Source organism: uncultured Roseobacter sp., assembly GCF_947493125.1.
Taxonomy (GTDB): domain Bacteria; phylum Pseudomonadota; class Alphaproteobacteria; order Rhodobacterales; family Rhodobacteraceae; genus Roseobacter.
On sequence record NZ_CANLQB010000002.1, the window covers coordinates 109,497 to 134,566 of the forward strand.

Genomic DNA, 25,070 nt, shown 5'->3' on the forward strand with positions numbered 1-25,070 from the left:
CCGTTCTGTGTCCAAGCAACCAGCCAAAGCAGATGGACCATCATAAACATTGCGTGACCTTGCCCCTGCTCCCGAAGATTTGAACGCCGCCCTGCTGGAGTGGTACGATGTGCACGCGCGCAAGATGCCGTGGCGCGTGCCGCCTGCCGAGCGCAAGGCGGGTGTGCGGCCCGATCCCTATCGGGTGTGGATGTCCGAGGTGATGCTGCAGCAAACCACGGTCGCGGCGGTGAAGGACTACTTCCACAGGTTCACCGCGCGCTGGCCCACTGTTCGCGATCTGGCAGCCGCGGAGGACGCGGATGTGATGGGGGAATGGGCGGGGCTGGGGTATTACGCACGCGCGCGCAACCTGCTGAAATGCGCGCGCGCGGTCGTGGCGGATCACGGCGGCCAGTTTCCCGCCGATCATGCTGCCTTGCTGAAGCTGCCCGGCATCGGCCCCTACACCGCGGCGGCTATCGCCTCCATCGCCTTTGACATGCGCCACACGGTGCTCGACGGCAATGTGGAGCGTGTGATGGCCCGCCTGCATGACATCCACACGCCCCTGCCCGCGGCCAAGCCCGACCTGATGCAAAGAGCCGAGGCTCTGACACCGCGGAGCCGCCCGGGCGACTATGCGCAGGCGGTGATGGACCTGGGCGCGACCATCTGCACGCCGAAATCCCCCGCCTGCGGTCTGTGCCCGTGGCGGGCGCCGTGCCAAGCGCGCGCGCTTGGCACGGCGCCCGACCTGCCGCGGAAAACGCCCAAAAAATCCAAACCAACACGCCACGGCATCACCTTCATCGCATGCCGCGCAGATGGCGCATGGTTGCTCGAAACCCGGCCCGAGACCGGTCTTCTCGGCGGCATGCTGGGCTGGCCCGGAACGGATTGGGTCGACACCACCACGGCGCTGCCGGACGTCACCCCGCCCGCGGAGGCCAACTGGGAAGCGCTGAGCGGCGAGGTCCGGCACACCTTCACCCACTTCCACCTGCGACTGGAGATCCGCGTCGCCCGTCTTGACGCTGACGCCCCGATCACACGCGGCCATTTCGTTGCCCGGGATGACTTCCGGCCCAGCGACCTGCCCACGGTGATGCGCAAGGCCTTCGACCTCGCCCGCGACCAGTTTTGAGCGTGACGTCACACTTGGATGGACCAGCCCCGCTGGCTTAGACTTGGCCCGAACCGAAAAGACCCGAGCATGCAACCGACCCAACCCACTGTCCCCTTGGCGGACCTAATCCGCCTGACGCGCGCAGCGCCCTTCTGGATCTCGCTGCTGCTGGTGCCGGTCGCCTGGATCAGCGCGACCCAAGGCGGCTGGACAGTGGCGCTGCTGCCCGTGCTCACGTGGTTCCTCTTTTCCGCGCTCGATGCACTCTTTGGTCATGAGACCAGCAACGCGGACCCCAACACAGAGGAGCACCATCTCTTCTGGTATCGCGCCATCACGCTGATCTGGGCCCCGGTGCAATTCTGCCTGCTCTTCAGCCTCATCTGGTACGTCCCGCAAGCCGAGCACCTTGGCACGCTCGAACGCGGTGTCCTGTTTTTCGGCGTGGGCGTGATCACCGGAACCATCGGCATCAACTACAGTCACGAGCTGATGCACCAGAGAAACAAGACCGAACGCTGGATGGGCGATATCCTTCTCGCCATGGTGCTCTATTCGCACTTCCGCTCCGAACATCTTCTGGTGCACCACCGCTATGTGGGCACGCCCAAGGACGCGGTGACTGCGCGCTATAACGAGGGGTTTCACCGCTTCTACCCAAGGGTGCTTCTGCAATCCCTGCAGTCGGCCTTTCTGGCGGAGAAACAGATGCTCGCGCGGCGCAACCTGCCGTGGCACCATCGCTCGAACCCCTTCTTTCGGTACTGGGCCCTGCAAGCGGGCATGCTGGCGCTGGCCTTCATCCTGGGCGGCTGGTCGGGGCTCGTTCTGTTCTTTGTCCAGGCCGGCACGGCGATCTGGCAGCTGGAGCTGGTCAACTACATCGAACACTATGGCCTGACCCGCAAACACCTCGGCGACGGAAAATATGAGCATGTGAAGCCGCAGCACTCGTGGAACGCCGATCACCGCATGTCGAACTGGCTGCTGATCAACCTGCAGCGCCACTCCGATCATCACTTCAAACCGGACCGGCGCTTCCCGGTCCTGCAGACCTATTCCGACCAAGAGGCCCCGCAGCTGCCCTATGGCTATCCGATCATGACCATGGCGGCGATGATGCCCCCCCTCTGGCGGCGCATCATGAACCCGCGGGTGCGCCGCTGGCGGAACACGTACTATCCGGAGATCACCGACTGGAGCGCCTATAACCACGCGGAGAACCCGATGCCGCGGTGAGGCAATCACCATATCTTAAGCATTTTACGGGTATTGTCCGACGCAGGTGGTTTCATGTGAGAGCAGACAATGCCGCAGCAAAATGCAGCACAACACAGCGGGGCATCGACCCGGACATGCTTGATCGTCGAAGACAGCACGTTTGATCAGGAGAAGATCAAGCGTATCCTCGACAAGAGCTTCAAGGATGTCTTCGTGGCCGTGGCCGCGACGATCGAGGAAGCGCGCGAACACATGGCGCGCTACCAGACCAGCTTCATTCTGCTCGATAATCACCTGCCGGACGGCACCGGCGCCAACTTCGCGCTTGAGCTTTCCGCAAATCCGGACTTCTCCAAGATCCCGATTGTGATGGTCAGCGACTGGCCCACACCCTTCATGTTTGACAAGGCGCAATCAGCAGGCGTGATCCACGTGGTCAACAAGTCGGATTTCGGGGCGCGCTACATTCATGCGGCCCTGAACCACAACGCGCGCCCCAAACGCGCCAGTTGACGCGCGGGGCCTGACCCGACGATCACCGCCCCAGGCGTGCCTCAGTTCCGCCCCGCCATTACACCGCCACCCACGGGCAGGACCGTCCCGGTGATCCAGGCGGCCTTGTCGGATGCCAAAAAGAGGATCGCCTCCGCGATGTCCTTGGGCTGCCCATTCCGACCAAGCGGATGAAAGGCATTGAAACCCGGCAAGGTCGCCGCGACCTCCTCATCGGACATGAAGGTATTGTAGACCGGCGTCTCGACAACGGCAGGCGCCACCGCGTTGATCCGGATGTTCTGGTCGGCGAGTTCCAGGGCGAGGTTGCGCACCATCTGGTGCACGCCCGCGTTGGCGGCGGAATATGCAGCAGAGGGGGTCGCCCCAATCGCCTGCAGCGCCCACATGGAGCCGGTCTGCACAATCGCGCCGCCACCGCGTTTGATCATGGATCTGGCTGCCGCCTGCGCCATGAAAAACTTGCCCTTCAGGATTGTATCGACAAAGGCGTCATATTCCGCCTCGGTCTGCTCCAAAAACGGCTTGGGCGCGAAGATGCCCGCGTTGTTCACGAGGATATCGACGCCGCCGAACACCTCCTCCGCCTTGGCCACCACCCGAGCTGTCGTTGTCACATCGGCAATGTCACCGGCAACGGCGGTCGCACCGATCTCCGCCGAGACCCGGTCCAGCTTGGCTGCATCGCGCCCGTTGATCACGACATTGGCCCCGGCTTGGGCAAACCGGTCGGCAACGTCCTTGCCGATGCCAGACGCGCCGCCCGTTACGATCACAGTTTTGTTGTCAAACATGAGTATCATCCTACTAGTTGGTTGGTTCTTGGTGAAATTTTTTTACCTGATACGCTGTGCTATCACGCGGACCGCCCCATCGAAGTCGCTCATCTGGCCGCTGGCGCGCGCGATGAGCTGCGCGCCCTCTGCCACGGCAAGACAGGCCTGAGCCTCCTCCGATGGATCGCCCACCAGGGCGATGGACCCCTCCGCCTTGCCCCGTTCGAAGACCCGTTCGAGCCAGGCGAGGCTTTCGGCATGAAACCGGTTGATCTGGCGCACGACTAAGGGGGCGAAACTGCTCACACTCACGCTGAACGACACACAGAGGCACACCTGCGCGCCGCCTCGCATCGCAGATTTATAGACGTCGAAATACGCCGCCAACTGTTGCCCAGCGGTCCGCTCGCGCTGCTCAATCGCGCTGAGCTCTGCCATGAATGTCTCGCGATACCGCGTCACCAGTTCCGCGGCCAGGTCAGCCTTCGTCGGAAAATGATGGTGGATGCTCGCCTTGCGAATGCCCACGTTCCGAGACAGATCTGCATAGCTGAACGCATCAAAACCACGCTGGCGTGCGAGCCGTTCGGCAGATTCGAGGAGAGCGGTTTTCGTATCCATACCTACCAAGTAGTAGGCAGGCAATATGGCGTCAAGAAAAAAACCTCGCCACCAGGGGCGAGGTTCAGGTGTGTGCCTTTCAAAGGCAGCCCTTGTGCAAAGGCCGCAGGCACCGGCGGTGTTCGGTAAGTCTGTGAGTTATTTCGCCATTTCTGATCTTATCTGCTGACGCAGCACGTCGATCGGCACCTTTTCGCCTTCACGCTTGAAGGTCCAATAGGTCCAACCATTGCAACTCGGCGCCCCTTCCAGATGCGCGCCCACCTGGTGAATCGACCCCTTCACGTCGTTGCCGATCAGCGTGCCGTCGGCACGGACCTTCGCGATCTGACCCCGCGGCGAATAGAGCTCCTCGCCCGGGCGCAGCATGCCGCGCTCCACCAGTTGCCCGAAGGGCACGCGCGGCTCGGCCCGTTTCGAGGTGCTGACCTGCAGCGCCTCCCGGTCGAATTTGCGCACCTTCGCAATCCGCTTTTCGGCCACTTTACGATAGGCCGCCTCGCGCTCGATCCCGATGAAGTCGCGCCCCAGCATCTTGGCTACGGCCCCGGTCGTCCCCGTGCCAAAGAACGGGTCCAGCACCACATCGCCCGGATTGGTCGAGCCCACCAGAACGCGGTGCAGCAACCCTTCCGGCTTCTGCGTCGGATGCGCCTTCTCGCCCTTGTCGTCCTTCAGGCGCTCGTGACCGTTGCAGATCGGCAATACCCAGTCCGACCGCATCTGGATCCCCTCATTCAGCGCCTTCAGCGCCTCGTAATTGAAGGTGTACCTGCTGCCCTCGGATTTCCCGGCCCAGATCATCGTCTCATGCGCATTGGTGAACCGCTTGCCGCGGAAATTCGGCATCGGGTTCGACTTGCGCCAGACCACGTCATTCAAAATCCAGAACCCCGCGTCCTGCAGCGCCGCACCGACGCGGAAAATATTATGATAGCTGCCGATCACCCAGATCGCGCCATCGGGCTTCAACAATCGCCGCGCTGCCGCCAGCCACTCCCGCGTAAACGTGTCGTAGACGGCAAAGCTGGAGAATTGATCCCAGGCATCGTCCACCGCATCCACGCGGGAATTGTCGGGCCGATGCAGATCCCCCTTGAGCTGCAGGTTATAGGGCGGATCGGCAAAGATCAGATCCACAGATGCCTCCGGCAGACTGTTCATCACGTCGATGCAGTCACCGTCCAGAATCGTGTTCAATGGAAGCGCCGCGGCGCCTTTCGTCTTCGTCATCGCTATCTGCCTCTGTCCCGGTGCGTTCTGCACTCGTTGGTTGAGGTCAGCATGAGTCAAAGCCGATTCGCGGTCAAATTCTTTTTTGAATCAAGACTTTACGTTTTTATCTTGATACAAGATATTGTGCACTGGCTTGAAAGTACGTCTATGGTGTGGGGTCGGCCCAAGGTTTTGCAGCGCCGAGATGTGGCTTTTTGATCCATATCCCATGTTGGTCTTCCATCCATAGCCGGGATGCTGTTGCGCCAAATCCACCATCAGTTTGTCACGGGCGATCTTGGCCACAATCGACGCTGCCGAAATCGACAGGCATCGCGTGTCGCCTTTCGGCACGGGCAGCGCCCGCATGTTCAAGCCATGTGGCTGCATCGACCCGTCGATCAGCACATAGTCCGGTGCATCGGGCAATCCGGCCAGCGCCCGTCGCATGGCGATATGGCTGGCCTGCAGAATGTTGTGCTGCTCTATCTCCTCAACGGAGGCATGCGCCACCGACACCGCCGCATGCGCCATCAACTGCTCGGCCAGAAACTCCCGCGTCTTGATCGACAGCTGCTTGGAATCGTTCAACCCATCCGGGATGCACGCCGGGTCGAGCACGACAGCCGCCGCCGTGACCGGGCCCGCAAGCGGCCCCCGCCCGACCTCATCGACACCCGCGACCCGGTGAAATCCCTGCGCATAGGCGGCACGTTCAAACTCGAAATTCGGTTCCATAGGTCCCTGATCCAATGAACCTCGGCGCGGCGCAAGCCCGTTCAAGGAAAAAGCGCGCTCCTGCTGAGGGAGCGCGCAGCACTGGTTAATCAAAAGGAAGGGAGCGCCCGAACGCCCCCTTCTAGGTCAGGACCGGTTCAGGGGAGCCCCCCGGCCCTGTATCGACCCGCCTTAGCGGCGGGCCAATTTATATCCCGCACGGCTGAGGCAGCGCGCCTCATACCCGCGGCGATTCCAATCGTCTCCGCGAAAACGCACGGCGCATTTCTGCGGCAGGCGGTTCGCATGGCGATAGCTGCGCTCTAGGCACCGCTCGGAGAAATACCGCACCCGCCCATCCCAGGTGTCGACCGACCGCAGACAATCCCCCGGCAGCAAACGGCGATTGGCGCGGTGCGGCAGCGGCCGCGGCTTTACCCGGATCACCCGATCCCCGCCGTGCCCGTAGAGCGTTGAGCTGTTGCGCGTCACCGTTTGTTTCTCGGCCTTGCGCTTGTTGCGGTCATGGATGACCTTCCCGACGATGGCGATGCCGGCAATGGCCGCCAGCGCCCGCAGTGCGTCATTGTCGGCACGTGCCGGCGCAGAACCGATGGCCGTGACGGCCAGGGCGGCGGCGATGACGGTGGCGATGAACTTGCGGTGCATGGGGCGGTCCCTTTCTGATCTGTGGGCCCCTTGAACGCGTCAAGCGGCCTTGTCCCGACCAAACTGGGGCCACTCCCACCAGACAGGCAATATCAGCCCGTGGTTATCGGATAACAGTACCGCCAACCCCTTTTTGTTATTGAATATCTTGGTCCTCACGCGCAGGATCGCCTTATGAAACACGCAGCCCTCATCATCGGCGTGATCCTGGCTCTGGCACTGCCGCAAGGCGTCGTTGCCGCCGGATGTTACGCCGATTACAAGGCCAAGCAGGACAATCCCCTACGCCTGCATTACGGTGTCGCGGAGATCTCGCAATGCTCCATGGGCGGGGCCAAGGCCGAACTGCAGGCACGCCTTGCCGCCCGCGGCTGGACCCTGCTGAACATCGTTTCGGTCTTCGATGAAAGCGGGCTGGAAGAAAGGAAACAGAGTGCAGGAGCAAACTTCCTCCGCTTCTGACATGCGCCGCTCCGGCGCGCGGATCGTGGTTTTCGGAATTGCCGGTATTGTGCTCGTGCTGCTGATCGCAGCGGCTTTCCTGTTCTGGGCACTGCCTGACGCCAATACGTTCAACGCGCGGGTCGAGCAGATCTTCATCGAGAACGACGATCTGACGACCCAGGCCGAGGTCAAGCTGCTGGAGATTCTGGCACAATCCGGTACGGCGTTTTCCGATACGCTGATGAGCTACCGGCTGGTCATCTTCGTGCTGCTGGTCTTCGCCACCGCGATGCTCACCGCCGCCTTGGTGTTCCTCGTCATGCTGGTGAACATGAACCGGCGGGTGGCGCAGATCGAACGCGCGGGCATTCAGGTGAACTCTCTCCTGATCAGCCGCGAGGAGAACACAGTCTATCTCAACAATCTCGGCTTCAAACTGACCGATGCGGCGATGGAGACAATGTCGGTACTGGCCGAGGCACGCATGGATGACGACGTCCTCTCCGGCTCCGAGATCGAAGGCATGATTTCAGGCCGCAGCCCAACGGATTGCGAAGAGGCGGCGGGCGCCACGCGCATCAAACGCCTGCGCGACACGCTCGGCAATCAGATCGTGGCGGAACTGCTGGTGAAGAACATTGCCCGGCGCGGCTACATGCTGGCCATCGACAAGGACGTGATCAAGGTGATTTGACGCGCTTCGGCGTCGTGTTAAGGCACTCCTGCCGCTGTTTGCGTTTGCGCCGCAGGCGAAAGGCTGCGAAAAGCGATTCAATACACAGTCGAATTGCTTTAAGGCCTGAACGGACCTCCGCCCGCGACAGGACCGCACGACGTGGAATTGACCAGCACGCATCGGGACGCATTGGACGAGCTGCTCACCTGGCGGCGCGATGTGAGGCACTTCCGCACCGACCCGGTGCCCGAACCCGTGCTCGACCGGTTGCGCGCACGAATGGAGCTGTCGCCCTCCGTCGGCAACGCGCGCCCCTGGCGGGTGATCCGCGTCGACAGCGCCGAAAAACGCGCCGCCGTCATCGACAGTTTCGAGGCCTGCAACCAGTCGGCTGCCGAGGCCTACGCCCCGCCTGAGCGGCAAACCTATCTCACCCTCAAGCTGGCTGGCCTCCGCGAGGCGCCGGTGCATCTCGCCGTCTTCACCGACCTCGCGGTGGAAGAGGGCAAAGGTCTCGGGCGGCAAACCATGCCCGAGATGCTGAGCTATTCGACCGTGATGGCGATCCATACGCTCTGGCTGGCGGCCCGAGCCGAGAATATCGGCGTCGGCTGGGTGTCGATCCTCGACCCGACAGCGGTGGCTGAAACGCTGGACACCCCGCCCACCTGGTCGCTGACCGGCTATCTCTGCCTCGGATATCCCAAGACCACATCCGATGCCCCCTTGCTGCACCGCGCAGGCTGGCAGGAAAACACCGCCACCCTTTGGGAGGTGCGCTAGAGCACCCACCAATGAATCCCTGCCCCGGCGAGTGCCATCTGCCCGCCCGGCTGACAAGCCGGGCAGCGACCGAACCCCTTCGACAGGGGTGAGGGCGCTTCCGCCGCCACCCACAAGGCTGCGTATCGCCATTGCAGGTCCTCCGCCTTCCGCTCTAGGGTCCGGCTGAAGACCACCGAAAGGACTGCCCTCATGCCCGCGCCCCTCAACACCTTCAAGAAATCCCTCGCCGAGGGGGAGACACTACTCGGCTGCTGGATGAGCCTCGCCGAAGGCATCACTGCAGAGATCCTCGGCAGCGCGGGCTACGACTGGCTGCTGATCGACGGAGAGCATTCACCCAACGACATCCGCTCCATCCGTGACCAGCTTGTGGCGCTCAAGGGCAGCGACAGCCACCCGGTGGTGCGAGTGCCCATCGGCGAGACCTGGATCATCAAACAGGTGCTGGATGCGGGGGCGCAAACGGTCCTTGTGCCGATTGTCGAGACCGCCGCACAGGCCCGCGAGCTGGTGCGCGCCTGCCACTACCCGCCGGGTGGCACCCGTGGCGTCGGCTACGCCGTGGGCCGCGTGTCGAACTTCGGGCAGATGGAGAACTACGGCCCCACCGCGGATGCGCAGATCTGCCTGCTGGTGCAGGTGGAGACCAAGACAGGCCTCGACAATCTCGATGAGATCCTCGCCGTCGAGGGCGTCGATGGCGTCTTCATCGGCCCGGCGGACCTCTCGGCCAGCATGGGCTATCTCGGTCAGACCAATCACCCCGACATGCAGGCCACGATCCTGGCCGCCCTGAAAAAGATCAGCGACAGCGGTAAGGCGGCGGGCATCCTCACTCCCAATGACGAAATGATCCAGGCCTCGCTCGACGCTGGCGCCCGGTTCGTTGCGGTGGCGATGGATATCGCGCTGTTGTTAGAGTCCGCCAAAGCCGTCAGTGCCAAATGGAAGGCCAAGACCGGCTGAGGCCCTTTCCCTTGACGACCGAGCCGTATAAGAGGCGCGGACCATCACCTGAATCGGAGTAAACCAAGATGGGTTACCGCGTCGTTGTTGCGGGCGCCACTGGCAATGTGGGCCGCGAAATGCTGAACATCCTTTCGGAACGCCACTTCCCGGTGGACGAGATCACGGTGCTTGCCTCGCGCAAGTCGCTGGGCACGGAAGTGAGCTTTGGCGACACGACGCTCAAGACCAAGGACCTGGACACGTTCGATTTCACCGGCTGGGACATCGCGCTCTTTGCGGTGGGCTCCGAGGCAACCAAGAAATACGCGCCGGTGGCGGCCAAGGCGGGCTGTGTCGTGATCGACAACTCCTCGCTCTACCGCTACGACCCGGACGTGCCCCTGATCGTGCCGGAGGTGAATGCCGACGCGATCGAAGGCTATGCCAAGAAGAACATCATCGCCAATCCCAACTGCTCCACCGCGCAGATGGTGGTGGCCCTGAAGCCGCTGCACGACCGCGCGACGATCAAGCGCGTCGTGGTCTCGACCTATCAGTCGGTGTCGGGCGCGGGCAAAGAGGGCATTGATGAGCTCTGGGATCAGACCAAGGCGATCTACAACCCCGTCGACGAGAAGCCTGCGAAGAAGTTCACCAAGCAGATTGCCTTCAACGTGATCCCACATATCGACGTCTTCATGGACGACGGCTCCACCAAGGAAGAATGGAAGATGGTCGCCGAGACGAAGAAGATCGTCGACCCGTCGATCAAGGTCACGGCCACCTGCGTGCGCGTGCCGGTCTTCGTCGGCCATTCGGAGGCGGTGAACGTCGAGTTCGAAGACCATCTCGACGAGGATGAGGCGCGCGAGATCCTGCGCGAGGCCCCTGGCGTCATGGTGATCGACAAACGCGAGGACGGTGGCTACGTCACACCCGTCGAGTGCGTGGGCGACTTCGCCACTTTCATCAGCCGCATCCGGCAGGACAGCACCATAGACAACGGCCTGAACTTCTGGTGCGTGTCGGACAACCTGCGCAAGGGGGCCGCTCTCAATGCGGTGCAGATCGCCGAGCTTCTGGGCAACCGCATTCTGAAAAAGGGCTGAGCTTCCTGCCTATCACGGCGCCCCACCCGCATCCCGCAGGTGGGGTGTTTTGCGGTCAGCCGGGATCCGTGCAGGCCTCCGCCTCGGCGGGCGCCAGGCGGAAGGTAAAGAACGGCCCCGTCCCCGGTTCAAAGGAGTGCTCCGCCTCTTCCAGATAGAAGCGGTAGTGCCCCTCCACATCGTGGAGATAATCAATGCCCTGCCCGATGTCCGACAGGAAGACGTTCCGTGTCCGCATCGCGATCCCGCCGTCCGTTTCGACCGTAATCCACATCTGGCTGTCGCCCTCCAGCGTGTTGCAGCCGTCCCGGTAGGCACCCGGCGCGCTTTCCCAGCACATAAAGGACAGATGCCCGGGCCGACCGTCCCGGTCTCTGCCCGTCAGCTGCGCAATGGCAAAGCCCTCCTCGGCGCGCAGCGCGAGCGACAGGGTCGCCACGTTCTGGGAGGGATGCGCTTCAAGATGCACGGCGGTGTAGGATCGGGTGTAGCAGGGGGCCAGCGTGGCAAGCTCAAAGCTGGCGGCCGCCGTGGCCACGCCGGTCAGGATCGCCCCGCTCAGGGCACAGCGCATATAACACATCAATCGTCTCCATGATGTCAATCAACTCCAATGCCCCGGCTCAGCAAGCCAGCGCGGTGTCGGATTGTCAATCAGGGTGCACAGGTCCCGGCGCGCCCGCGCCCAACACAGTCAAACAGCGGTGGGGTCTTTCGGCTTGCCGGGCCCGAACCGGCGCAGAAAGGTCACATAGGAGAACCCCAGATCGGACGTATTGCACAGCTTCTGCCCGCTGGTTTCCGTATGCAGCGAGAGCCCGCCCCAGGCGATTCTCATGAAGTAGCCGTGGCGGCGCAGCCGCTCGTCCAGATCGTCCCAGCTCTCGGCTTCGGCCATGTCGCGAAACAGGAGATTCTGCAGCGCAAAAACCAGACGCTGGTCCACGATTTCGGACTTCTTTTTCGTGCTCTTATGCGCCGCAAGATGCGCCACGAGCACCTCTTCGACGATCTTGGCCACGGTGCCTTCGCGCTCCGTCGCCAGGTCATGGACCGCAAGCGCCAGATCAGCCGGCAACTGAATCGAAACTGTACGATTGTTCATGCAGCCGAGAATTCCTTAATTTGGGTTTACAAAATGTTAAAAACGCTCGGCGCGCAGCACTTCGCAGTCCACAATTGTGACAACGCCGATGTGGCGCTCGACCACGTCGAAGGCGGCCTCAAGCAGCTTGTCGAGTTTCTCGGGCCGGATGATGCAGATCACCTGCACCATACCGCTGGCGCGCCCGATCTCGCCCGCCCGGGTCCAGGCGCCGGACCGGCCCGAACCGCCCAGCACCGGCAGCACGGTGAAGCCCGTCACATCCGCCGAAAGCAGCGCCTCGGTCAGCCGCGACTGCATGATCGCTTCGATGGTAATCTCGACCCGTTTGGCCTGATGCGTCTGCATGGGGTCAGCCTCCTGTCATCGTTGTGGCCACCGCAACATATAATGGAATGCCCAGTGTCAGGTTGAAAGGGAAGGTCACGCCCAGCGACAGCGTGAGGTAGATCGACGGATTCGCCTCCGGCAGCGCGACCCGCATGGCCGCAGGCACCGCGATGTAGGAGGCTGACGCCGACAGCACCATCATCAACGCCACGCCGCCCGCGGAGAGGCCCAACAGCAGGCCCGCGCCCAGGCCGCAGAGGCTGCCGATGACCGGCATCAGGATCCCGAAGGCGAGGACACCGGGGCGCAGCACATCGCTGCGTTCACGCAGACCCCGGCCCGCCACAAGGCCCATATCCAGAAGGAACAGGCAGAGCACGCCCTTGAACGGTGCCGCGATGAAGCTGGAGATTTCGTTCAGCCCCTCTTCGCCCGTCGCCCAGCCAATGAAGAAGGAGCCCACCAGCAAGACAATGGACCCGTTCAGCAGGATCTCCCGCCACAGGGTGCTGTCCATGCGTTGGCCGTCGCCCCCCCGCGAAATCAGCCAGAGCGCCGAGAGGATCGCGGGCGCTTCCATCGCCGCGGCGACCGCAACCATATATCCTTCCGATGCGATCCCGCTGCTTTCCAGCACCGAGGTCGCCGCCACGAAGGTGACGATGGAAATCGAACCGTAGTGCGCCGCCACCGCGGCCGCGTCGAGCCGGCTGAGGCGGGTCATCACCTGCAGGAGCGCAAAGGCGATGAGCGGCAACGCCGCCGAGAGCGCCACCCCGGCGACCAGGGTGAACCCCAGCTTGGCGTCGATCCCGTGCGCGGACACGCTCACCCCGCCTTTGAACCCGATGGCGAAAAGCAGGTAGATCGACAGCGCCTTGGCAGCCGCCTCCGGCACACTGAGGTCCGATCGCGCCAGCGCCGCAGCGACGCCCAGTGCAAAGGACAAGATGATCGGCGACAGCAGATTGGTCGCCGCCAGTGAAAGGATCTGTTCCATGCGCTGCTCCTTGCCCCGGCCCCGGCGGGCCTATCCTCAGACCCGTTGAAAGGCCTGTTGTTCCGGGTTGAAATATTCCAGCCACCCCTCGCCGATATCGGTCCAGAGCCCATGCAGGGTCAGCGCACCGGCTGTCACCTTCTCACGCACGAACGGAAAGGTCAGCAGGTTTTCCAGACTGACCAGAACCGCCTGTTTTTCAAGCTGTTGCGCCTGTACCGCTGCGTCATTCTCCGCCGCGACCAGGTCGTATTTCGGCCTCAGAATGTCCATCCAGCGTCCGACGAAACTGCTCTCGTCTTCGAGGTCGGGCGCATTGCCGCGACACATCTCGAGACAGCCCTTGACCCCGCCGCAATTCGAATGCCCCAGCACGATCAGATGCGCAACATGCAGCACGTTCACCGCATATTCCACCGCCGCCGAGGTCCCGTGATAGTCGCCATCGGGCCGGAAAGGCGGCACCAGATTCGCGATATTGCGGTGAATGAAGAACTCGCCCTGATCCGCCCCGAAGATCGAAATGGCGTTCACACGGCTGTCACAGCAGGAAATGACCATCGCCCGGGGATGCTGACCTTCCGTCGCCAGATGCCGATACCAGGCCCTGTTCTCCGCATAGCCGGTCGCTTTCCAGCCGTGGTAGCGCTGCACCAGGTAACTCGGCAGCGGTTTTGCGTGATCCATAACTGTCCCGTTCGTCTTTTTGAGCGCCCAACTATACCGAATTCACATAGAATTCGAGGGAAAAGCGCCCTCCATCTCAATACTTTGGAGAGGTTTGCGCGGCATAAGGCTGTGTACTGCGGGGGCAGAGAAGGGTGAGTGTAATGGATCACGTCCTGAAAATCGGGCTGAACGAAACTGTGCACGTCGATCAGGATCGACTGGCTGCGCTCTATGCGGAACTCGGCGAAGCCGGGGCCGAAGACGTGGTCTGCCGGGCTATGGAGGAGATGGCCCTGCGCCTGTCCCACTGCAGCCGTCTCCACACCGCCGGAAATATGGACGAACTGCGCAAGTGCGCCCGCTCGCTGATCGCTATCGGTGACCAGATCGGGATGCACGTCCTCGCCCGGGTCGCCGGCGACGTCACCAACGCCATTGATGCCGCAGACGGGCCCGCCGTCTCCGCAACGCTCGCGCGGCTTATCCGCATTGGCGAGCAATCGCTGACCGCCATCTGGGACCTGCAGGACATCACTATCTGAACCATCTGACAGCTTGCGCGACGGGCGCGACAGGCTAGGCTGGGCCCAATGCTCCCAACAAGGCCCGCGCCATGCCGCTCCCCCTCTTCGCCGACCCCACCGACACCGCACGCCCTCTCCACATCGTCGACCAGGACCACTTCGAGACCTGGCGCACCGCCCAGCCTGACGAAATCGGCACGTGGATCGACGCCCAGGCCTTCACGGGCGCCCTTGGTCAGGCAATACCGGTCCCGGGTACCGACGGCGCCCCGGCGGGTGCGGTTGTCGGCCTCGGGACGGCCCAGACCCGGGCGCGGGCCCGCTTCCATCTGGCGGCAGCCGCGGCCAAACTGCCCAAGGGCGCCTATGCCATCGCCTCGGGCCTGCCCGACGACATGGCGGAGGTCGAGGCTCTGGGCTGGCTGCTCGCCGGTTACCGCTTTGATCGCTACAAGACACAACCCCCCATGGCGGCCCGGCTCGTCGCACCCGACACCATCGACGCAAACGCCGTGGCTGCCATTGCCACGGGCGAGGCGCTCACCCGCGACCTGATCAACACGCCGGCCTCCGACATGGGACCCGACGATCTGGAGCAAGCCGCGCACGACCTCGCTGCGCGCCACGACGCCCAGGTCCGCGTCATCCTCGGCGATGACCTGCTCGCCGAGAACTTCCCGATGATCCACACCGTGGGCCGGGCCGCCAACCGCGCACCCCGGCTGATCGACATGCGCTGGGGCGACACGGGGCCCCGCGTCACATTGGTCGGCAAGGGTGTATGCTTTGACACCGGCGGTCTGAACCTCAAACCCGGCGCCTCGATGGCGCTGATGAAGAAAGACATGGGAGGCGCCGCCGCCGTTCTGGGCCTCACGGACATGATCCTGTCCCATGGCCTTGCCGTGCAGCTCCGGGTGCTGATTCCAGCGGTGGAGAACGCCGTCTCCGGCAACGCGTTCCGCCCCGGCGACATCCTGACATCGCGCAAGGGCCTGACGGTGGAAATCAACAACACCGATGCCGAAGGCCGCCTCGTGCTCGCCGACGCGCTGGCGCTGGCGCAGGAGGAGAACCCCGATCTCATTGTCTCCATGGCCACGCTCACCGGTGCGGCGCGCGTGGCGGTCGGCCCCGATCTCGCCCCCTACTACTGCGATGACAACAGCTTTGCAGACCGGCTGGAGCAGGCCGCGCGGCAGCAGGCCGATCCGGTCTGGCGCATGCCCTTCCACGCACCCTACGAGGCGATGATCGAACCCGGCATCGCCGATCTCGACAACGCGCCCAAGGGGGGGTTCGCTGGCTCCATCACTGCGGCCCTCTTCCTGCGACGCTTCGTGGAGCAGACCAGCTATGCCCATTTCGACATCTACGGCTGGCAGCCCAACGATGCACCGGGGCGTCCCAAGGGCGGTGTGGGTCAGGCCACCCGCACTCTGCTGAAATCCATCACCGAAATGTCCACCGCGTGAGCGATCCGCGCGACACGCCCGATCCCGCCAAAGTCACAGGGTCCGACCCGATGCAGGTCATCCTGCCGCTCGCCGATCTCTGCCGCACGCCGGACGGCCCGCGCGACCGGCAACTGCTCTGCGGCGACGCTGTCACCGTGCTGCATCGGGAGGGCAACTGGAGCCTGCTGCGTACCGAGAAAGATGGCTACTGCGGGTACCTGCCCGCCAAGGCACTGGGGCCGCCCCAAGCGCCGACCCACCACGTAACGGCCCGTGCGACACACGCCTATTCCGACGCCGACATGAAGTCACCGGAGCGCCACAGTCTGTCCTTCGGCAGCCGCCTTGCCGCGCGCGCCGAAACCGCCACCTTCATCGAGACCGATCTCGGCCACATCCCGCGCCAGCATCTGCACCGAATAGGCGATATCGCCACGGATCCGGTTGCCATCGCACGGCTCTTCCTTGGCACCCCATACCTCTGGGGCGGCAACAGCGCCTGGGGGATCGACTGTTCCGGGCTCGTGCAGGCAGCGTGCCTGGCCTGCGGTCTGCCCTGCCCCGGCGACAGCGACCAACAGGAAACACAGCTCGGCGACACTTTGCCCGCAGGCACTCCCTACCGGCGCAACGACCTGCTGTTCTGGGCGGGTCATGTCGCCTGGGTCCAGAGCCCCGACACACTGCTGCACGCCAACGCAGGGCACATGGCCGTCGCTGAAGAACCGCTGGAGCAGGCCATTGCGCGTATCGCGGCCCAAGGCGACGGACCCGTCACCGCACACAAGCGGCTGAGCCATATCAAGGGGTGACGCCAGCGCCAAACCAAGCGCCGGAGGCGCTTGCATCGATCGCGTGGCCCGGACCCGGGCCTCCTTTTGAGGGGGCGCTACTCGACTGCGCGGATCAGCTTGCGCTCCAGAACCCGCAACACAGATGTCAGATCATGCCCACGGCGCAGGATCCGCCCATCCATCCCCACCACCGCGTACATGCCTTGCTTGTCGCGCAGCCGGGGCCGCTTCTCGATCCGGTACATCGGGGTCTCTGCCGTGCGCCGAAACACGGAAAAGATCGCCACGTCCCTCAGGCAGGAGATGCCATAATCGCGCCACTCCCCCGCCGCCACGAAACGCCCGTAAAGCGAGAGGATCACCGAAAGCTCTGTGCGATGGAAGGAGACCTGCTGGGCCGGGAACTGATGCAGACTGCTGGACGGTGGCACAGGGATATTCATGAGGCCAGCTTTGCGCCGTTCCGCGCACAAATCAAGCCCCGACATCGCGGGGCCGGCACCGATGCGCGCACCGACGCAATACCGACAAAATACCGACGTGATACCGACGTGATACCGACGTTGATTTTGGCGGCCTGCCGGGCCTGTCCCGACCCGCTCCTCAGACCCCGTAGCGCGCCATGAAGGTCTTCACGGCCCCATTGACCACGCGCTCGATCTCCTCGGGTGTGACCACCTTCGTCATGCCAAAGATCAGCCGTGGCCACACGTCCGCCTTGCACAGTTCGCCGAACTGATCGGCTGCCAGAACCCGGTCCTCGATCTGCAACTCACCGCGCGCTTCGGCCTGCTCGAAGTAGGCCGCCATCTCCGCGCGCATGACCGCCGGGCCGGAGTTGTAAAACTTCTGGCCCAGCTCAGGGAAGCGATCGGATTCCGCCACGCATATCCGGAAAATCTGCTGCCCGAACTTCGAGGTGATGAAACGCAGAAAATGCCGCCCTGTCTGCAACAGCACCTCCTCGGGTGCCGCACTCATGTCGATCCGGCTGAGTGCATCATCGGCCTGCCGCTGGCATTCTGTCGTGGCCACCTCCATGAACAACAGGCGCTTGTCCGGAAAATAACTATACAGCGTGGCCTTTGAGACATTGGCGACCCGCGCGATCTCGTCAACACTGGCGCCTTCAAAGCCATCCGCCATGAACACCTGCCGCGCACCCTCAAGGACCTGATCAAATTTGCGCCCCTTGCGGATAATCTCGGCTGTCGATGTCATAGGCCCCCCGATCAAGCCTCCCTACAGTATAAACCGAACGGTTCACTTCCAAGCAAAATCCGGACTGACCCTGCGCAAAGCCTATTGCCGCTTACGTCTCCAAAGTTTAGAATTGTTCTAAATAGGGTGATAGGCAATATGCGATTTCCTTTTTCTCACAAGCGCTTCCGAGATCTCAGCGAGCAGGAAATCCTGGCTCTTGCGATCTCTTCAGAGGAGGACGACGCAAGTATCTATCGCGGGTATGCAGAGCACCTGCGCCCCAATTTCCCCGATTCTGCCCGGGTTTTCGACGGCATGGCGCAGGAAGAAGACCGACATCGCCAGCTTCTGATCGACATGCACAAGGCCCGGTTCGGCGATGTCATTCCCCTGATCCGGCGCGAGCACGTCGCGGGTTACTACCACCGCCGCCCCGTCTGGCTGGTCGAAAACCTCGGCCTTGATCGCATCCGGGCCGAAGCGGAAATGATGGAGCGGGAGGCACAGGCTTTCTATCTCGCAGCCGCAGCCAGGACCACGGATGCGGAAACCCGCAAACTGCTCGGCGATCTCGCAGCCGCAGAGGCCGGTCATCAGGTGGCGGCAAGCGATCTCGAAGCCCGCCATCTCGCTCCCGACGCCCGCGATACAGAAAACAAGACCGCGCACCGCCAATTCCTGCTCACATGGGTTCAGCCGGGGCTGGCGGGTTTGATGGACGGCTCCGTTTCAACGCTGGCGCCGATCTTCGCGACCGCCTTCGCCACCCAGGATACCTGGACAACCTTCCTGGTTGGCCTGGCCGCCTCTGTGGGCGCGGGCATCTCCATGGGCTTTACTGAAGCGGCCTCGGACGATGGCCAACTCTCTGGCCGTGGCTCGCCGATCAAACGCGGTTTTGCCTCTGGCATCATGACGACCGTGGGCGGGTTGGGCCACGCCCTGCCCTATCTGATAGCCGATTTCTGGACGGCGACCAGCATCGCGATTGCGGTCGTCTTTGTCGAGCTTTGGGCCATCGCCTGGATCCAGAACCGCTATATGGAAACGCCCTTCTGGCGCGCCACGCTACAGGTCGTCTGCGGGGGCGCGCTGGTCTTCGGGGCCGGTGTCCTGATCGGCTCGGGCTAGCTTGCAGCGCTGCGTCACAGCCTCTACCACTTCCCCATGATCGAGATTTTCCTCAAGACCGTTCCCTTCTTCGCACTGATCGGTCTGGGATATTGGGCGGGCTACACACGGTTTTTCACCGAAGAGGCCACGGCGTATCTCACGAAATTCGTATTCTACTTCGCGCTCAGCGCGATGCTTTTCCGCTTCTCCGCCAATCTGTCTTTTGACGACATCTGGGACGTCAATCTCGTGACGGGATATCTCATCGGGACCCTCGCCGTCTATCTGGTGGCGACCCTCGTGGCGTATCTGCGCAAACTCGATGTGGCCACCACGGCGGTCGAAGCGCAATGCGCGGCCATTGGCAATGTGGGCTTTCTGGGCGTGCCGATGTTGACGCTGCTGATGGGTGAGGCGGCAATTGGCCCGATCATGATGGCGCTGGCCGTGGATCTCATCGTCTTTTCCAGCCTGATCGTGATCCTCATCACCGGTTCGCGCGACGGACGGCTGAGCTTGGGCATCCTGCGCACCGTTGGGCTGGGGTTGGTCAGGAACCCCATGATCGTCTCGATCGTGGCGGGGCTGATCTGGTCGGTCTATGACCTGCCGATCCCGGTGCCCGCCAACGAATTCCTCGCCATTCTCGGAGCCGCCGCCACCCCGGGCGCGCTTTTTGCCATCGGCGCGTCGCTGGCCAGCAAGTCGGCGGAACGGCTGCAGATCGCCTGCTGGCTGAGCTTCTGCAAACTGGGGCTACACCCGCTCTTTGTCGCAATTGGGGTGCTCTACCTCTTCCCAGCCGATCCCTATTTCGCCGCCGTGATCATCGCCGCTGCGGCCTTGCCGGTGGCGGGCAATGTCTACATCCTCGCGCAACACTACGGCGTGGCCCCGCATCGGGTGTCCGCTGCGATCCTTGTGTCCACCGTGATCAGCATCCTGAGCGTCAGCGGGATCATCTCCGTCGTTGCCCCAACCTAAGGTGGCTATTGCCGCAAGGCTGCAGGCACGCTAGCCATGCGCCGATTGAACCGAGGAGCCCGCCCATGAAAACCATCTCCGAAAACGCCTGTTTTGGCGGAACCCAAGGCGTCTATACCCACGCCTCCAAGGTCTGTGCCTGCGACATGACCTTTGGTCTATTCCTGCCCGAAGAGGCCGCCGAAGGCCCGGTGCCGCTGCTGTGGTATCTCTCTGGGCTGACCTGCACCCATGAAAACGCGATGACCAAGGCGGGCGCACAGACCTGGGCGGCGGACCACGGGATCGCACTGGTGTTTCCCGACACCTCCCCGCGCGGCGAGGGCGTGGCGGACGACGAGGCCTATGATCTCGGCCAGGGTGCGGGGTTCTATGTGAACGCAACCGAATCCCCTTGGGCCCCGCATTTCCAGATGTGGGACTACATCACCGACGAACTGACCAAACTGCTGGACCATTCCTTTGCACTGGACATGGAGCGGCAGGCGATCACCGGGCATTCCATGGGCGGACATGGCGCGCTGACCATGGCGATGTCGCTGCCGGGGCGCTTCCGCTCCGTCTCGGCCTTTGCGCCGATCTCCAACCCGACCAACAGCGACTGGGGCCGCAAGCAGCTTTCTGCATATTTGGGGAACAATGAAGAGAGATGGGCCGCGCATGACGCGACCCTGCTGATGCGGGAGAAGGGTTTTGACGGGCCGATCCTGATCGACACAGGCACAAGCGATCAGTTCATTGACCTCTTGAAGCCAGAGGCATTGGCCGAAGCCACTGCCGCGCGACGACAGCAGGCCACGCTGCGCCTGCAGCCGGGATACGATCACAGCTATTTCTTCGTCTCGACCTTCATGGAGGAACATGTGGCCTTCCACGCCGACGCGCTTTACGCATGACGGCGCTATACATCGACGCGGATGCCTGCCCGGTGAAGGCTGAGGCAGAGCGCGTCGCGATCCGACACCGGGTGCAGATGTATGTGGTTTCCAACGGCGGGCTGCGGCCCTCGCAAAACCCGCTCGTCGAGACGGTGATTGTCCCCGACGGCCCGGATGTTGCGGATCTGTGGATCGCGGAGCGCTGCGGCGCCGGCGATGTCGTCGTTACCGGAGATATTCCGCTGGCCGCGAAATGTATCGAGGCCGGCGCGCAGGTGCTCAAGCACAATGGCGAAGTGCTGACACAGGCCAACATCGGAAACGTCCTGGCCACGCGCGACCTCATGGCCGACCTGCGTGCCGCCGATCCCTTCCGGCAGGGCGGCGGCAAGGGCTTTACAAAGGCCGACCGCTCGCGTTTTCTGGACGCGTTGGAGCGCACCCTGCGCGCCGCCAAGACACCCGGTTGATTTCGAACACTTTTTTGACGAGGCACGCATGCAGCCCAAGGCCGTGGTTTTTGACATCGGGAACGTGTTGATCGAGTGGCAGCCAGAACGGTTCTACGACGCGGTGATCGGAGAAGACCGACGCCGGGCCATGTTCGCAGAAGTCGATCTGCACGGCATGAACGAGCGGGTGGACCGCGGCGGACACTTCACCGACACGATCTATGCCCAGGCCGACGCCACGCCCGACTGGCGGGACGAGATCCGCATGTGGCACGACCGCTGGATCGAGATGGCTTCACCGGTCATCGACCACTCCGTGCGGCTGATGAAAGCCCTGCAGGGCAAGGGCGTGCCCGTCTTCTCGCTCACCAACTTCGGGATCGAAAGCTATGATTTTGCGGCCACGCACTACCCCTTTCTGCGGGAATTCGACCGCGATTTCATTTCGGGCCACATGCGCGTGACGAAACCCGATCCGAACATCTATGCGCAACTTGAAGATACCTCGGGACTGACTGGCACGGATCTGATCTTCACCGATGATCGCGCCGAAAACATTGCCGCAGCTGATGCACGCGGCTGGCTGACACATCTGTTCGAAGGGCCCGGCGGTTGGGCCGCGCGACTTGTCGAAATCGGCCTGCTGACGGAGGCTGAGGCCGCATGACCGCCCCGGTGATCTCCTTTGCCGAAGGCGATGCGCTGCTCGATTGGATCGCATTGACCGATGCGTTGGCCGAGGGACACAAGCGGCCTAAGGCGGAGATTGCCGACACTTTTCTCTATCGTGACCCGGACACGCTCCTGAACCGTTCGGCCTGGATAGACGGGCTTGGGCTGGCGGTGAAATGTGCCACCGTGTTTCCCGGCAACACAGCACGCGGGGCCTCGTCCATCAACGGCGGCGTGATGCTGTTTTCCGATCAGGACGGCACGCTTGAGGCGATCATAGACTTTCACCTTGTGACGAAGTGGAAGACCGCGGGCGACAGCCTTCTCGCCGCGCGTCGCCTCGCACGGCCCGACAGCAAACGCATTCTAATCGTCGGCGCAGGCACGCAGGCGCGCGGACTGCACGCGGCCTATCGTGCGGCTTTCCCGCAGGCACGCTTCACCGTCTGGAACAGGACGGCAGAAAACGCCAAAGCACTTGCCATCGAAATCCCCGGCCTTGAGGTGGTCTCCTCGCTCAAAGACGCTGTGGCACAGGCGGACATCATCACCTCCGCTACCATGTCCACCGCGCCTCTCATTCAAGGCGATTGGCTGCGTCCCGGCCAGCATCTCGACCTGATCGGCGCCTACCGCCCCGACATGCGAGAAGTGGATGACACCGCCCTGCAGCGCGCGCGTGTCTTCGTCGACAGCCGAGACACCACCATCGGGCACATCGGCGAGATCAAGATTCCGCTGCAGACCGAAGCGATCGTGCAAGACGACATCATCGCCGACTACTACACGCTTGAAGCCTTCACGCGGCACACGCCAGAAGATATCACGCTCTTCAAGAACGGTGGCGGGGCGCATCTCGACCTGATGACCAGCCGCTATATCCTGGATCAATGGATGGCCCACCGGTGATCTGGATTGCGTTGGCGGTTGCGGTCATCATCGCACTGCCCTTCGTGATCGAAGCGACCCGCAAACCGATGACAGCCAAGGCCCGTATGCGCGCGCCAGGCGCCTTTGCGCAACTGTCTCAAGGGGCGACACACTATCGCTGGTATGGCCCGGAAGACGGGCCCATTGCGGTTTGCGTGCACGGTCTTACGACCCCCAGCTTCGTCTGGGGCGGTCTGGCCAAGGGCCTCACCGACATGGGATTTCGGGTGCTGGTCTACGACCTTTATGGGCGCGGCTTTTCCGACCGCCCAGGCGGGCCGCAGGATCATGCGTTTTTCCAATCCCAACTGAACGACCTGCTGACGGATCAGGGAGTTCAGGACGACATTACTCTGATCGGCTACTCCATGGGCGGCGCCATCGCCACGCGGTTTGCAGCACAACAGCCGCAGCGGATACGCCGGCTGATCCTGCTCGCACCCGCCGGAACCGCGCCCGTTGTGACTGGCCTTCTGGCCTTCGCCGCGCACGCGCCGTTGATCGGACGGTGGCTCACGCTGCTGCGCTATCCGACTGTCCTGCGCAACGGGCTCAAGCGTGAGCAAAACCAGCCCAGCAGCGTCGTCGGTATCAACGCGATGCAGGAGGCCGAGCTTGACTGGCGCGGCTTCGTGCCCGCCGTGTGGGAGAGCCTGTGCGGCGTCCTCGCCGAAGACATGCGGACGGAGCATGAGCAGGTGCAGAAGGGCAGCATACCCGTGCTTGCCATCTGGGGAGAAGAGGACAGCGTCATTCCGCTGCGGTCTTCACAGGTTCTGAGGACGTGGAACAACCACGTCCAAACCGCTGTCGTCCCGGGGGCTGGGCATGGCCTACCCTACTCGCACACGACCGATGTGCTGAAACACATCGACAGGTTTTTGAACAACACGACCTAGGCGGTACGGAGCCCCTCCAGCCTCCGCTCCCGGATCGGCAGGTGAATGATCGCGCTGAAGGCGCCGACACCGACGCCAATCCACCAGACCAGCGTGTAATCGCCGTAGACATCATACATCCGTCCACCCAGCCAGGCGCCCATGAAGCTTCCCAGCTGGTGGCTGAAGAAGATGATGCCATAGAGCGTGCCCATGTAACGCAGCCCGTAGATATGGGCGATCAACCCGGACGTCAGCGGGATGGTTGCGAGCCACAGGCTGCCCATGACGATGGCGAAGAGGATCACGCTGGTCGGTGTGATCGGCATCATGATGAAGAGTGCCGAGGCGACCGTGCGCCCCAGATAGATGCCAGCGAGCAGATATTTCTTGGAGTAATGCTTGCCCAGCCACCCGGCCAGCAGGGTGCCCCCGATGTTCGCGACACCAATGAGCGACAGGGCCACCGCCCCAAGCGCAGACGTCGTGCTCACCCCCATGCTGTCGAGCATCCCACCCGGTGCAATGGGGCCGCAGAGTTCCTCGACGAAGGCGGGAAAATGCGCGGTGATGAAGGCCAGCTGATACCCGCAGGAGAAAAAGCCAAGGAAGATGAAGGTATAGGACGGGTCGCGAAAGGCCTTGATCAGGATCTCGCCCATGCTCTCTTCGAGCTCGGTCCTGCTGGCCAGCTTAGGAGCGCGCATCATCGGCAAGAGCAGCAGCACCAGCAGAATCGACAGTGCGAAAAACAGGAAGATGCTCTGCCACGGCATGAACCCCAGCATCCATTGCGCCACAGGCGGGCCAAAGATCTGCCCGCCGCTCCCCGCCGCCGAGACGATGGCCAGAGACATGGAGCGGTTCTCATCCGAGGCGGCGCGCCCGACGACTGCGAGGATCACTCCGAACCCTGTGCCCGCGATGCCAAAGCCCACGAGCCAGGCATAAAGCTGATGTTCGATGGGCGTCACCGAATAAGCCGAGAGCACCAGCCCCAGCGCATAGATCAGGGCGCCGAGGACGATCGCCTTGCGGTCTCCGATCTTTTCGGCCAGCGCCCCAAAGAGCGGCTGGCCCACACCCCAGGCGAGGTTCTGGATGGCAATCGCCAGCGAGAACTCGGCCCGCAGCCAGCCGAACTCTTCCGCAATCGGGATCTGGAAGACCCCAAATGCCGAACGGATCGCGAAACTCGCGACGATGATCACACAACCGACAATTAGAACCGGTGTGAAAAGGGGTGCACGTGATTGCATCGGCTGGCCTCCGTTCCTG

Annotated in this window: 31 protein-coding genes; 18 read left to right on the plus strand and 13 right to left on the minus strand. The window is 62.9% G+C overall.

What is annotated here, in order from left to right:
• Positions 1-49: 49 nt before the first annotated feature.
• The 3 genes from mutY (at position 50) to Q1A71_RS04325 (ending at position 2,842) form a co-directional block, all read left to right on the plus strand.
• Positions 50-1,126: an A/G-specific adenine glycosylase gene (mutY, locus tag Q1A71_RS04315; protein ID WP_299672183.1), complete on the plus strand. Its 1,077-nt coding sequence runs from the start codon at positions 50-52 to the stop codon at positions 1,124-1,126.
• Between the two features lie 69 nt (positions 1,127-1,195).
• A complete protein-coding gene (locus Q1A71_RS04320) occupies positions 1,196-2,347 on the plus strand; it encodes an alkane 1-monooxygenase (protein WP_299672185.1) in 1,152 nt (383 codons plus the stop codon).
• Positions 2,348-2,416: 69 nt separating this feature from the next.
• The gene (locus tag Q1A71_RS04325) at positions 2,417-2,842 is read left to right on the plus strand and encodes a response regulator (RefSeq protein ID WP_299672187.1); all 426 of its coding nucleotides are present in this window, start codon (positions 2,417-2,419) and stop codon (positions 2,840-2,842) included.
• 41 nt (positions 2,843-2,883) lie between these two features.
• Here Q1A71_RS04325 and Q1A71_RS04330 read toward each other — a convergent pair whose 3' ends face one another.
• The 5 genes from Q1A71_RS04330 to Q1A71_RS04350 form a co-directional block, all read right to left on the minus strand.
• A complete protein-coding gene (locus tag Q1A71_RS04330; protein ID WP_299672189.1) occupies positions 2,884-3,636 on the minus strand; it encodes an SDR family oxidoreductase in 753 nt (250 codons plus the stop codon).
• 42 nt (positions 3,637-3,678) lie between these two features.
• Positions 3,679-4,239 (minus strand): TetR/AcrR family transcriptional regulator, encoded by a 561-nt coding sequence (locus tag Q1A71_RS04335; RefSeq protein ID WP_299672191.1) that lies wholly within the window; start codon positions 4,237-4,239, stop codon positions 3,679-3,681.
• A 138-nt stretch (positions 4,240-4,377) separates the two neighbouring features.
• Positions 4,378-5,472, minus strand: a complete 1,095-nt coding sequence (locus Q1A71_RS04340; protein ID WP_299672193.1) for a site-specific DNA-methyltransferase — start codon at positions 5,470-5,472, stop codon at positions 4,378-4,380.
• Positions 5,473-5,562: 90 nt separating this feature from the next.
• Positions 5,563-6,192 (minus strand): ribonuclease HII, encoded by a 630-nt coding sequence (locus Q1A71_RS04345; protein WP_299672195.1) that lies wholly within the window; start codon positions 6,190-6,192, stop codon positions 5,563-5,565.
• Between the two features lie 171 nt (positions 6,193-6,363).
• A complete protein-coding gene (locus Q1A71_RS04350) occupies positions 6,364-6,840 on the minus strand; it encodes a hypothetical protein (protein WP_299672197.1) in 477 nt (158 codons plus the stop codon).
• 174 nt (positions 6,841-7,014) lie between these two features.
• Here Q1A71_RS04350 and Q1A71_RS04355 point away from each other — a divergent pair, with 174 nt between their 5' ends.
• The 5 genes from Q1A71_RS04355 (at position 7,015) to Q1A71_RS04375 (ending at position 10,803) form a co-directional block, all read left to right on the plus strand.
• Complete coding sequence (locus Q1A71_RS04355; RefSeq protein WP_299672199.1) at positions 7,015-7,302, plus strand: hypothetical protein; 288 nt, start codon at positions 7,015-7,017, stop codon at positions 7,300-7,302.
• Position 7,303: 1 nt separating this feature from the next.
• Complete coding sequence (locus Q1A71_RS04360) at positions 7,304-7,978, plus strand: hypothetical protein (protein ID WP_299673179.1); 675 nt, start codon at positions 7,304-7,306, stop codon at positions 7,976-7,978.
• A 141-nt stretch (positions 7,979-8,119) separates the two neighbouring features.
• Complete coding sequence (gene bluB / locus Q1A71_RS04365) at positions 8,120-8,743, plus strand: 5,6-dimethylbenzimidazole synthase (protein WP_299672201.1); 624 nt, start codon at positions 8,120-8,122, stop codon at positions 8,741-8,743.
• A 192-nt stretch (positions 8,744-8,935) separates the two neighbouring features.
• Positions 8,936-9,712, plus strand: a complete 777-nt coding sequence (locus Q1A71_RS04370; protein ID WP_299672203.1) for an HpcH/HpaI aldolase/citrate lyase family protein — start codon at positions 8,936-8,938, stop codon at positions 9,710-9,712.
• Between the two features lie 68 nt (positions 9,713-9,780).
• Positions 9,781-10,803: an aspartate-semialdehyde dehydrogenase gene (locus Q1A71_RS04375; RefSeq protein ID WP_299672205.1), complete on the plus strand. Its 1,023-nt coding sequence runs from the start codon at positions 9,781-9,783 to the stop codon at positions 10,801-10,803.
• A 55-nt stretch (positions 10,804-10,858) separates the two neighbouring features.
• Here Q1A71_RS04375 and Q1A71_RS04380 read toward each other — a convergent pair whose 3' ends face one another.
• The 5 genes from Q1A71_RS04380 to Q1A71_RS04400 all read right to left on the minus strand — a co-directional run bounded on the left by Q1A71_RS04380 (position 10,859) and on the right by Q1A71_RS04400 (position 13,925).
• Complete coding sequence (locus Q1A71_RS04380) at positions 10,859-11,386, minus strand: hypothetical protein (RefSeq protein WP_299672207.1); 528 nt, start codon at positions 11,384-11,386, stop codon at positions 10,859-10,861.
• Between the two features lie 111 nt (positions 11,387-11,497).
• Positions 11,498-11,908: a hypothetical protein gene (locus Q1A71_RS04385; protein WP_299672209.1), complete on the minus strand. Its 411-nt coding sequence runs from the start codon at positions 11,906-11,908 to the stop codon at positions 11,498-11,500.
• Between the two features lie 36 nt (positions 11,909-11,944).
• Positions 11,945-12,256, minus strand: coding sequence for a transcriptional regulator (locus tag Q1A71_RS04390; protein ID WP_299672211.1), 312 nt, complete (start codon positions 12,254-12,256; stop codon positions 11,945-11,947).
• Between the two features lie 4 nt (positions 12,257-12,260).
• Positions 12,261-13,238 carry a sodium-dependent bicarbonate transport family permease gene (locus Q1A71_RS04395; RefSeq protein WP_299672213.1) on the minus strand — a complete coding sequence of 326 codons (978 nt, stop codon included), beginning with the start codon at positions 13,236-13,238 and terminating at the stop codon, positions 12,261-12,263.
• Positions 13,239-13,274: 36 nt separating this feature from the next.
• The gene (locus Q1A71_RS04400) at positions 13,275-13,925 is read right to left on the minus strand and encodes a carbonic anhydrase (protein WP_299672215.1); all 651 of its coding nucleotides are present in this window, start codon (positions 13,923-13,925) and stop codon (positions 13,275-13,277) included.
• A gap of 143 nt (positions 13,926-14,068) precedes the next feature.
• On the opposite strand from Q1A71_RS04400, the gene Q1A71_RS04405 reads away from it, so the two are divergent.
• From Q1A71_RS04405 to Q1A71_RS04415, 3 genes are all read left to right on the plus strand, one after another.
• Positions 14,069-14,449, plus strand: a complete 381-nt coding sequence (locus Q1A71_RS04405; RefSeq protein WP_299672218.1) for a hypothetical protein — start codon at positions 14,069-14,071, stop codon at positions 14,447-14,449.
• A gap of 71 nt (positions 14,450-14,520) precedes the next feature.
• The gene (locus tag Q1A71_RS04410) at positions 14,521-15,906 is read left to right on the plus strand and encodes a M17 family metallopeptidase (protein WP_299672220.1); all 1,386 of its coding nucleotides are present in this window, start codon (positions 14,521-14,523) and stop codon (positions 15,904-15,906) included.
• Positions 15,903-16,700, plus strand: a complete 798-nt coding sequence (locus tag Q1A71_RS04415; protein ID WP_299672222.1) for an NlpC/P60 family protein — start codon at positions 15,903-15,905, stop codon at positions 16,698-16,700. The genes Q1A71_RS04410 and Q1A71_RS04415 overlap by 4 nt, the downstream gene beginning before the upstream one ends.
• 77 nt (positions 16,701-16,777) lie before the next feature.
• On the opposite strand, the gene Q1A71_RS04420 is transcribed toward Q1A71_RS04415, so the two are convergent.
• Both Q1A71_RS04420 and Q1A71_RS04425 read right to left on the minus strand, forming a co-directional pair.
• The gene (locus tag Q1A71_RS04420; RefSeq protein ID WP_299672224.1) at positions 16,778-17,125 is read right to left on the minus strand and encodes a DUF2794 domain-containing protein; all 348 of its coding nucleotides are present in this window, start codon (positions 17,123-17,125) and stop codon (positions 16,778-16,780) included.
• A gap of 160 nt (positions 17,126-17,285) precedes the next feature.
• Positions 17,286-17,903, minus strand: a complete 618-nt coding sequence (locus Q1A71_RS04425) for a TetR/AcrR family transcriptional regulator (RefSeq protein ID WP_299672226.1) — start codon at positions 17,901-17,903, stop codon at positions 17,286-17,288.
• A gap of 138 nt (positions 17,904-18,041) precedes the next feature.
• On the opposite strand from Q1A71_RS04425, the gene mbfA reads away from it, so the two are divergent.
• The 7 genes from mbfA to Q1A71_RS04460 all read left to right on the plus strand — a co-directional run bounded on the left by mbfA (position 18,042) and on the right by Q1A71_RS04460 (position 23,813).
• Positions 18,042-19,016 carry an iron exporter MbfA gene (gene mbfA / locus Q1A71_RS04430; protein ID WP_299672228.1) on the plus strand — a complete coding sequence of 325 codons (975 nt, stop codon included), beginning with the start codon at positions 18,042-18,044 and terminating at the stop codon, positions 19,014-19,016.
• A gap of 36 nt (positions 19,017-19,052) precedes the next feature.
• Positions 19,053-19,982: an AEC family transporter gene (locus Q1A71_RS04435; protein ID WP_299672230.1), complete on the plus strand. Its 930-nt coding sequence runs from the start codon at positions 19,053-19,055 to the stop codon at positions 19,980-19,982.
• A gap of 65 nt (positions 19,983-20,047) precedes the next feature.
• Complete coding sequence (gene fghA, locus Q1A71_RS04440) at positions 20,048-20,878, plus strand: S-formylglutathione hydrolase (RefSeq protein ID WP_299672232.1); 831 nt, start codon at positions 20,048-20,050, stop codon at positions 20,876-20,878.
• The gene (locus Q1A71_RS04445) at positions 20,875-21,330 is read left to right on the plus strand and encodes a YaiI/YqxD family protein (RefSeq protein WP_299672234.1); all 456 of its coding nucleotides are present in this window, start codon (positions 20,875-20,877) and stop codon (positions 21,328-21,330) included. The genes fghA and Q1A71_RS04445 overlap by 4 nt, the downstream gene beginning before the upstream one ends.
• 28 nt (positions 21,331-21,358) lie before the next feature.
• Positions 21,359-21,979 (plus strand): HAD-IA family hydrolase, encoded by a 621-nt coding sequence (locus Q1A71_RS04450; RefSeq protein WP_299672236.1) that lies wholly within the window; start codon positions 21,359-21,361, stop codon positions 21,977-21,979.
• Positions 21,976-22,893 carry an ornithine cyclodeaminase gene (locus Q1A71_RS04455; RefSeq protein WP_299672238.1) on the plus strand — a complete coding sequence of 306 codons (918 nt, stop codon included), beginning with the start codon at positions 21,976-21,978 and terminating at the stop codon, positions 22,891-22,893. The genes Q1A71_RS04450 and Q1A71_RS04455 overlap by 4 nt, the downstream gene beginning before the upstream one ends.
• Positions 22,875-23,813 carry an alpha/beta hydrolase gene (locus tag Q1A71_RS04460; protein WP_299672240.1) on the plus strand — a complete coding sequence of 313 codons (939 nt, stop codon included), beginning with the start codon at positions 22,875-22,877 and terminating at the stop codon, positions 23,811-23,813. Before Q1A71_RS04455 ends, Q1A71_RS04460 begins: the two co-directional genes overlap by 19 nt.
• On the opposite strand, the gene Q1A71_RS04465 is transcribed toward Q1A71_RS04460, so the two are convergent.
• The gene (locus Q1A71_RS04465; RefSeq protein WP_299672242.1) at positions 23,810-25,051 is read right to left on the minus strand and encodes an MFS transporter; all 1,242 of its coding nucleotides are present in this window, start codon (positions 25,049-25,051) and stop codon (positions 23,810-23,812) included. The two genes, Q1A71_RS04460 and Q1A71_RS04465, sit on opposite strands and share 4 nt — an antisense overlap.
• Positions 25,052-25,070: the final 19 nt, after the last annotated feature.